The organism is Streptococcus oralis, assembly GCF_001578945.1.
GTDB classification, from domain to species: Bacteria; Bacillota; Bacilli; order Lactobacillales; family Streptococcaceae; genus Streptococcus; species Streptococcus oralis_Q.
The window spans coordinates 294,229-299,178 of record NZ_KQ969551.1; the positions used below are offsets into that span (position 1 = coordinate 294,229).

Consider the following 4,950-nt stretch of genomic DNA (forward strand, 5'->3'; position numbering starts at 1 on the left):
CTTTCTTGATAGTATGCTTCTATCATTACAAGCTCGTTTGTGGTAAGATGGCTTTTTCTGTCTAGCTTAATTTTACAAATTGGGTGATAAAATAAAACGATTATGTTTAGCGGAGATGAAGTATGAATATTTTTAGAACCAAGGATGTTAGTCTGAGACAGACAGAAATGCATCGCCATTTGAAATTGTGGGATTTGATTCTTCTAGGGATTGGTGCCATGGTGGGAACGGGGATTTTCACCATTACAGGAACAGCGGCAGCAACACTTGCTGGTCCCTCGCTAGTGATTTCCATTGTGATTTCTGCCCTGTGTGTTTCTCTATCAGCCCTATTTTTTGCAGAATTTGCCTCTCGTGTGCCTGCAACTGGTGGTGCTTATAGTTATCTCTATGCGATTCTAGGAGAATTGCCAGCCTGGATTGCTGGCTGGTTGACCATCATGGAATTCATGACGGCTATTTCTGGCGTAGCTTCTGGCTGGGCAGCATATTTTAAGGGCTTACTCATTCATTATGGTATTTCCATACCTCAAGCCTTGAATGGAACCTTTAACCCCGAACAAGGCAGCTATATCGATATTTTACCTATTTTAGTGATTGTCTTGGTGACAGGATTAGTCTTGTTAAATTCCAAGGCAGCCTTGCGCTTTAATTCGCTTTTGGTGGTCTTGAAATTCTCAGCTCTTGCCTTATTTATCCTAGTTGGTATTTGGTACATCAAACCTGAAAATTGGACGAATTTTGCTCCATTTGGTTTTGGTCAACTATATGGTGGAAGTACTGGGATTATGGCTGGTGCATCTTTGATGTTCTTTGGTTTTCTCGGATTTGAGTCTATTTCCATGGCAGTTGATGAAATTCAAAGCCCGCAAAAAAATATTCCTCGCGGAATTGTGCTTTCTCTGACAATCGTCACCATTCTCTATGCTTTGGTAACCTTAGTATTGACAGGGATTGTTCACTACAGTAAGCTTAATGTGGACGATGCAGTAGCATTTTCATTACGGAGTATTGGCATCGGCTGGGCGGCAAATTATGTTTCGCTTGTAGCCAATTCTAACTCTGATAACCGTATGTATCTCCATGACTTACGCTTTGTCTCGAATGATATATAGCTTAGCACGTGATGAACTTTTACCTCAAAGTTTCAAACAATTAAGCAAGATTAGTCGCGTTCCTAAAAATGCGACTCTCTTAACAGGAGTTGCTTCAGCTATTGCTGCAGGAGTCTTTCCTCTAGCCAGTATTGCAGCCTTCTTAAATATCTGTACGCTAGCTTATCTGATTTTGCTAGCCTACGGAGTAATAAAACTCAGAAAGGATAAGGGCATGCCAAAAGAGGGAGAGTTTAAAACTCCTTTGGTACCACTCTTGCCAATTCTTTCTATTCTTATCTGTGTTTCCTTTATGCTTCAATATAGTCTAGATACTTGGATTGCCTTTGGTATCGCACTTGTAGTTGGGTTAGTCCTTTACTTTACTTACGGCTACCATCATTCTACTCTTATGGAAGAAAAATAAAAGCTGGGAAATCCCAGCTTTTTAATCTTTCACATAAGTAAAGCCTTCACCAAGAATTTCATGAGCCTCAGTGATGGTGATAAAGGCTTGAGGGTCGATTTTGTGAATCATATCTTTCATTTTTACGATCTCGTTTCGACCGACGATACAGTAGATAATTTTTAAATCCTTTTTGCTGTAGTAGCCTTGACCAGATATAAAGGTAACGCCACGTCCGAGTTCATCGTTTATCTCTTTGGCCAATTGATCAGGATATTGGGTAATAATCATAAATCCTTTACCAGCATAACCTCCTTCGCCTATCAAGTCGATAACACGAGCGATGATAAAGTCAAATAAGAGGGTATAGGTAACTAGACGAAGGTCCTGGAAGATGATCAAAATCAACATTAGGATAAAAAAGTCAATCCCAAAAAGCAATTTCCCAATCGAAATATTAGTATATTTGTTGAGGATACGGGCAACGATATCAGAGCCACCAGTGGTTCCACCAGCATTAAAGATAATTCCTAAACCAACCCCCAGTAAGACTCCTGAGACTAAAGCGACAATGATGAGATCCCCTTGCAAGTCGATGTGCAAAGGAATGCGCTCAAAGATTGCTAGCCAAACGGAAAGTGAAATAGATCCTAGAAGGCTGGAGTAGAGGGTCTTGGAACCAAATATCTTCCAAGCCAAAATAAATAAAGGAATGTTGATTAAGAGATTCATCAATGAGACAGGAATCTTAAAAAGATAGTAGGTAATCAAGGTAATACCTGTCGCCCCTCCCTCAAATAAATGATAAGGAACAACAAAGTAGGTAAGACCGAAGGCATAGATAGCAGCTCCAAGAATAATGGTGATAATCGGTTGAAGTTTTCGAATCATGGCTGTTCCTCACTTTTCTATAGATAGATTATACCAAAAATTCAGTTCTTTTCATCGGATCACTTATGATTTTTTAACAATTTTTTGATATAATAAAAACGAGAAAAAACCTCGCTCCTATTGAGAAAGTAGAAAGATTGAAGATATGACACAAGTAAAAATTGTAACAGATTCTTCTGTTACTATCGAGCCAGAAGTAGTTAAAGAGTTGGACATTACAGTTGTTCCTTTATCTGTGATGATTGATGGCATCCTTTATTCTGATGCGGATTTGAAAGAAGGGGAATTCCTTCATCTTATGCAGCAAAGTAAAAACCTCCCCAAAACCAGTCAGCCTCCAGTAGGGGTATTTGCTGAAGTTTTTGAAGAGCTAGGCAAAGATGGTAGTCAAATTATTGCCATTCACATGTCCCATGCCTTGTCTGGAACTGTGGAAGCTGCTCGACAAGGGGCAAGCCTCTCAACTGCTGATGTGACTGTTATTGATAGTTCCTTTACAGATCAGGCTATGAAATTTCAAGTTGTTGAAGCGGCTAAACTTGCCCAAGAAGGAAGAAATTTAGAAACTATCTTAGCACATGTGGAAGATGTGAAAAGGCATACCGAACTTTATATCGGTGTTTCGACTTTAGAAAATTTAGTTAAAGGTGGTCGTATTGGGCGTGTGACTGGTTTACTAAGTTCTTTGTTGAACATTCGTGTCGTCATGCAAATGAAAAACCACGAACTGCAACCGATTGTTAAGGGACGTGGTGCGAAGACTTTTAAAAAATGGCTTGTTGAACTAGCAGAGACTCTTTCTCATAAATCCGTTGCAGAAATTGGAATTTCCTACGCTGGTACTAATGAATGGGCCAATGAGATGAAGGTTTTGTTGCAAACTTACGTTGAGAAACCGATTTCTGTACTGGAAACAGGATCCATCATTCAGACCCATACAGGTGAAAATGCGTGGGCTATCTTAGTTAGATATCATTCCTAAAAAAATCGCAAAAAATAGAGAAAAATCGTTAGAAATAGCGTTTTTGACTTGACCTGTGGGCAATTTTAGGATATGATTATATTTGTTAATTAGAAAATATTTGGAGGAAACATTAACATGGCAAACAAACAAGATTTGATCGCTAAAGTAGCAGAAGCTACAGAATTGACTAAGAAAGATTCAGCAGCAGCAGTTGACGCTGTATTTGCAGCAGTAACTGAATACCTTGCAGCTGGTGAAAAAGTTCAATTGATTGGTTTCGGTAACTTTGAAGTTCGTGAGCGTGCTGCACGTAAAGGTCGCAACCCACAAACTGGTAAAGAAATCAAAATCGCAGCTTCTAAAGTTCCAGCATTTAAAGCAGGTAAAGCTCTTAAAGACGCTGTTAAATAATGAATTTATAAAAAGCCTATTGTATCAAGCTTCATTGCTTGGTCGATAGGCTTTTTTTGTTTATTTGAAGAGTTGAGTTATGATTCTGTACAAAAAGAAAAAGGTTCTCATGTTTGAGAACCTTTTTCTCATTAGTTTTTAGAAGCTGCTTGGAATTCAGGGTTTTTCCATGCTTCATCAATGATAGCTTGCAATTCTTTAGCAGATGCTTGCATTTTTTGAGTTTCAGCATCGTTCAACGGGATATTTACTGGACGAACAATACCGTGTGCACCAACGATAGCTGGTTGACCTATAAAGACGCCATCAACACCGTATTGCCCTTCTTGATATACAGAAAGTGGAAGTACAGCATTTTCATCATCAAGGATTGCTTTTGTGATACGAGCAAGAGCTACGGCGATACCATAGTAAGTAGCACCTTTTTTGTTGATGATGGAGTAAGCAGCATCACGAACTGAGATGAAGAGTTCTACAAGGTCAGTTTCGTTCAAATCACGATTAGCTTGCAACCATTGTTCCAATTTAACACCTGCAACATTAGCGTGAGACCAAACAGCGAACTCTGAGTCACCGTGCTCACCCATGATGTAAGCATGGACTGAACGTGCGTCAACACCGATTTTTTCAGCAAGTGCCTGACGGAAACGAGCTGAGTCAAGAGAAGTACCTGAACCGATAACACGTTCTTTAGGGAATCCAGAGAATTTCCAAGTTGAGTAAGTCAAAACGTCAACTGGGTTAGCCGCAACTAAGAAGATTCCGTCAAATCCTGAAGCAACCACTTGTTCAACGATTGATTTGTTGATAGCAAGGTTTTTACCAACAAGGTCAAGACGAGTTTCACCTGGTTTTTGAGGAGCACCAGCTGTGATTACAACAAGATCAGCGTCAGCACAGTCTTCGTATTTGGCAGCATAGATTTTTTTAGGTGAAGTAAAGGCAAGGGCATGACTAAGGTCTTCAGCGTCACCAACAGCTTTGTCGAACAGTTGAGGAATTTCAATGATTCCAAGCTCTTGTGCAATTCCTTGGTTAACAAGTGCGAAAGCGTAAGATGAACCTACGGCACCGTCACCGACAAGGATCACTTTTTTGTGTTGTTTAGTAGAAGTCATTTTTCTAAACATCTCCTTCATTTTTTTTAGGGGAATCCCCAGACACTTTCATTCTATCACTTTTAA

General features: G+C 39.6%; 4 protein-coding genes and 1 pseudogene. 3 read left to right on the top strand and 2 right to left on the bottom strand.

Features of this window, described 5'->3' with window-relative positions:
• Nucleotides 1-122: 122 nt before the first annotated feature.
• Nucleotides 123-1,521: pseudogene (locus SORDD16_RS04115) on the top strand (APC family permease).
• A 21-nt stretch (nt 1,522-1,542) separates the two neighbouring features.
• Here SORDD16_RS04115 and SORDD16_RS04120 read toward each other — a convergent pair.
• Nucleotides 1,543-2,391 carry a YitT family protein gene (locus SORDD16_RS04120; protein WP_061452477.1) on the bottom strand — a complete coding sequence of 283 codons (849 nt, stop codon included), beginning with the start codon at nt 2,389-2,391 and terminating at the stop codon, nt 1,543-1,545.
• A gap of 145 nt (nt 2,392-2,536) precedes the next feature.
• Between SORDD16_RS04120 and SORDD16_RS04125 the strand changes: the two genes are divergently transcribed.
• Both SORDD16_RS04125 and SORDD16_RS04130 read left to right on the top strand, forming a co-directional pair.
• On the top strand, nt 2,537-3,373 hold the full coding sequence (locus SORDD16_RS04125) for a DegV family protein (RefSeq protein WP_061452478.1): 837 nt from the start codon (nt 2,537-2,539) through the stop codon (nt 3,371-3,373).
• Between the two features lie 117 nt (nt 3,374-3,490).
• The gene (locus tag SORDD16_RS04130) at nt 3,491-3,766 is read left to right on the top strand and encodes an HU family DNA-binding protein (protein ID WP_001284636.1); all 276 of its coding nucleotides are present in this window, start codon (nt 3,491-3,493) and stop codon (nt 3,764-3,766) included.
• A gap of 131 nt (nt 3,767-3,897) precedes the next feature.
• On the opposite strand, the gene SORDD16_RS04135 is transcribed toward SORDD16_RS04130, so the two are convergent.
• A complete protein-coding gene (locus SORDD16_RS04135) occupies nt 3,898-4,884 on the bottom strand; it encodes an L-lactate dehydrogenase (protein ID WP_061452479.1) in 987 nt (328 codons plus the stop codon).
• Nucleotides 4,885-4,950: the final 66 nt, after the last annotated feature.